Below are 3,706 nucleotides of genomic sequence, written 5' to 3' on the forward strand. Positions count from 1 at the left end.
CCTATACCGTCTACACAGACCGCAATCCCGTCAAAGGACAGACAAATATTTATACAGTCAGAGGCTACTACAGCCCCACAAAAACCTATGGAAATTATAATACCAGAGGACTTTCTGTAAATGTTCCGAAAACCGGGACTCCTGACAAACCGCAAAAGATCACTCCCGGCCCTGTAACTCTCAGCAAGATTTCAGCTCCGGCATACAATAAAATCAATATCCAGTGGAAAAAAGCCTCAAATGCCACCCACTACAAGATCTACTATAAAAAATACGGAGCCGCTTCATGGACAAACCTTGCTACCGTAAGCGGAAATACTTCCAGCTACACCCATACTTCTTCCAGTACCAAACCTATTATCGTTGGTCAGAAGTACACCTACACTGTAAAAGCGTACAACAACAGATACAACACAAACGGCAGATATAACAGCAAGGGACTGACTGCAAGCACCAAACTCTCCACCGTAAAGCTGAGAGGTGCTTCTCTTTCCGGGGATAAAAGATCCGTCAAAGTGTCCTGGAATCCGGTTCCCGGCTGCAATCAGTATTTCGTATACCGCAAAACTCCTTCCACCGGATGGGCACGGATTGCAACCCTGAAAAGTAATGTTACCAGCTATACTGATCAAAGACCGGTCAGCAACAACACAAATACCTATACTGTACGTGCCTATTACTCCCCAACCAAAACTCTGGGCGGATACAATACAGCCGGTTGCTCTGTTTCTGTTCCAAGACAGGAGCCAAAACCAAGATATACCTATGATATAAAAATCATAAATACCTACAATGAATTTTATAATATACTGGAGACGGCGCCATTTTTCTATATCAAAACAAATAATCCCAGAGCTGACAGTATCCGACTGCACTGGTCTCCTAATGCCGGATCTATCGTGGAAGAGTCTATACAACCCGGACAGTATCGGGATGTAAAAGGCACACGTGCACCCAACAGCAATATGATAAAAGTACAGGGCGGCTATATCACCCGGCGCTATCCCCAAAAGACCGGAACCTATAACGTACAGGTTCGGGAAATAAAACCGCAATTCCTGGATAATCCATTGTATGCTGATTCCAGTCTTAATTGCTGCTATGAAACCACTGCATCTGTTCGCGTCACACTCAAAGATTACAAGAAATCTGGCGTCAACTGGATCAATGGACTGATCAAAAAATATACAAAACCAGGCATGACCCCAAAGGAACAGTTTGAGGCGGTAATTTACGGCGAATTTGTTAACGGTTCCCGATACAGATACCCTACCACGATCCGCGGAGAAGAGGGCTATGCTACCATGCTGAAAGAACAGGGAGCATTCTGGCAAAACCACCAACTGAATTCCTTTACCTCTCCGAACCTGATGTATGACATTGGCCAAATCATTGGTTATCCTGTAGAAATCGTATCCTACGATGTCTCCAACCCAGATCATGACTGTGTGAGAGGCCCTGATGGAAAACTCTATTCCATCTGCCCAATGGTATCCACCGGACAGATAGACAAAGAAGATATCGAGTATATTGATTTTTCCAAATATTAACAAGGAGGATTTTATAAAGATGAGAATAAAATCAAACAGTCTTCTGGCTGTACTTATGGCAGTCATGCTGATCCTTGGCTTAACTCCATCCACAGCCTTTGCCGCAGACCAAAAGGCAACTCCCGGAACGGTTACTCTCACCGGAATCTCCGCCCCGACATACAACAAGATCAATATCCGGTGGAATCGTACTTCCAATGCCACCCACTACAAAATCTATTATAAAAAAACCGGTTCAAGCCAATGGACAGGACTTGCCACTGTAAGCGGCAATACCACAAGCTATACCCATACTTCATCCAAAACCAGGCCCATTGTGGTAGGACAGAAATATACCTACACAGTCAAGGGCTACAACAGCAAATATAATACAAACGGACATTATAATGCCAGGGGACTGACCGTACAGACAAAACCCTCTACGGTTCAGCTTTCCCGAGCCACCCTTGCTTCCAACAAACAGTCTGTTACGGTTTCATGGAACCGGGCTTCCGGCTGTAATTATTACTGTGTTTTCCGCAAAACTCCTTCCACAGGATGGAAACGCCTTGCAAACCTCCGAAGCCCTCAGACCTCCTATATTGACAGAAATCCGGTCAAAGGACAAAGAAATATTTACACGGTACGCAGTTATTACAGCCCCACCAGAATGTACGGCAATTATAATCCCAGCGGAATTTCAGTAAACGTGCCCTCATCCGGCAGCACCGGTTCCCAAAGACTTACACCGGGCACAGTAACCTTATCCAAAATTTCCGCTCCGGCTTATAATAAGATCAACATTCAATGGAAGCCTGCTTCCAATGCCACCCACTACAAGATCTACTATAAGAAATCTGCCAGCAGTCAGTGGATAGGACTGGCTACAGTAAGCGGAAATACCACCAGCTACACCCATACCAATTCCAACAAAACGCCTATTATACCAGGACAGAAATATACTTACACGGTTAAAGGTTATAACAGCAAATATAATACAAACGGCCCATATAACAGCAAAGGACTGACTATAAGCACGAAACTTGATACAGTAAAACTGAAAAACGCTGTGCTTTCCAAAGACCAGAAATCTGTAACTGTTTCATGGAATGGACTCCCGGGAAACGGCTTCTACTACATATACCGCAAAACTCCTTCCACCGGCTGGAAACAGATTGGATTGACAGACTATAGGTTCAACAGCTATGTGGATAAAAACCCAATAAAGGGACAGAAAAACATTTACACAGTCCGCGCTTATGTTGTTTTTTCAAATACCTACGGCGGCTATGATCCAAAAGGCGTATCGGTGAACGTACCTTCAAAACCCACGCCGCATAAACACAGCTATACTTCTTCCATTACCAGACAGCCAACCTGCAGTAAAGAAGGTGTCCGTACCTATAAATGCTCCTGCGGTCACAGCTACACAAAATCCATTCCTGCTACGCGAAAACATGTCTGGGAGGATCTGGGATCAGATGTAAGGTTGGACTGGAGTGGTTCTCTACAGGAAAACACTGGCCCTACCCAAAACGCGTTTAAAGTTTCTGCGGCAAATTTCTGTACCGGATGCGGATATTACTATGGCACAGGAATTAATGACAACTTTGATATCCGGTATTTTGACCATTTAGACAACCCTAACTCAGAACATTGTCTGGGCGGTTATACCTTACTCCATATATATGAAATTCATCACCTTCTTGAGTGTAGAAACTGTAATATAAGTAAATGTGGGAAATTTTCCCATTATCAATATACTTTCACATGGTACGGACATAACGATAAAATCAAGCTGGAAGACTGGCAGATCAAAGAACTGGGACTGCCCCTTGACGGCACTGTAAAAGTAACTCTTTAATAAAAACAGTTTTTAATACAGTCTGTAAGAGGACTCTCAGTCCGACAGCAAAAATAATCCTGAGTATTTTGCGGTTACTACATCACACAAGTAACAATCCACACCGAAGCTGCCATCCCGGCCAACGTAGCAACAAGCGCGCCGGTCAGTGTATATCTTGTTTTCTGTATGCCTACAGAGCCAAAATATACGCTCATGCAGTAAAAAACACTTTCTGTGGAGCTGAGCATCAGACCTGCCATCAGCCCCACAGGAGAATCTGTCCCAAATTCCTTAAAAATGTCCAGAAGCAGCCCTGTTGCTGCGCTGGACG

At 44.2% G+C, this 3,706-nt stretch carries 2 protein-coding genes and 1 pseudogene; 2 read left to right on the forward strand and 1 reads right to left on the reverse strand.

All coding sequences use genetic code 11. The features are described 5' to 3' along the window. Both QVP40_RS05935 and QVP40_RS05940 read left to right on the forward strand, forming a co-directional pair. Positions 1-1,550, forward strand: a 1,550-nt coding sequence (locus tag QVP40_RS05935; protein ID WP_330361893.1) for a hypothetical protein, incomplete at its 5' end; no start/stop codon positions are given. 19 nt (positions 1,551-1,569) lie between these two features. After that, entirely contained in the window at positions 1,570-3,393 is a 1,824-nt protein-coding gene (locus QVP40_RS05940) for a fibronectin type III domain-containing protein (protein WP_022067570.1), read from the forward strand. Between the two features lie 77 nt (positions 3,394-3,470). Here QVP40_RS05940 and QVP40_RS05945 read toward each other — a convergent pair. Further along, positions 3,471-3,706 (reverse strand): annotated as a pseudogene (locus QVP40_RS05945) (spore maturation protein); the annotation flags it as partial.

It is taken from the genome of Blautia sp. CAG:257, from assembly GCF_000433815.1.
In the GTDB taxonomy this organism is placed as follows: domain Bacteria; phylum Bacillota; class Clostridia; order Lachnospirales; family Lachnospiraceae; genus Blautia_A; species Blautia_A caecimuris.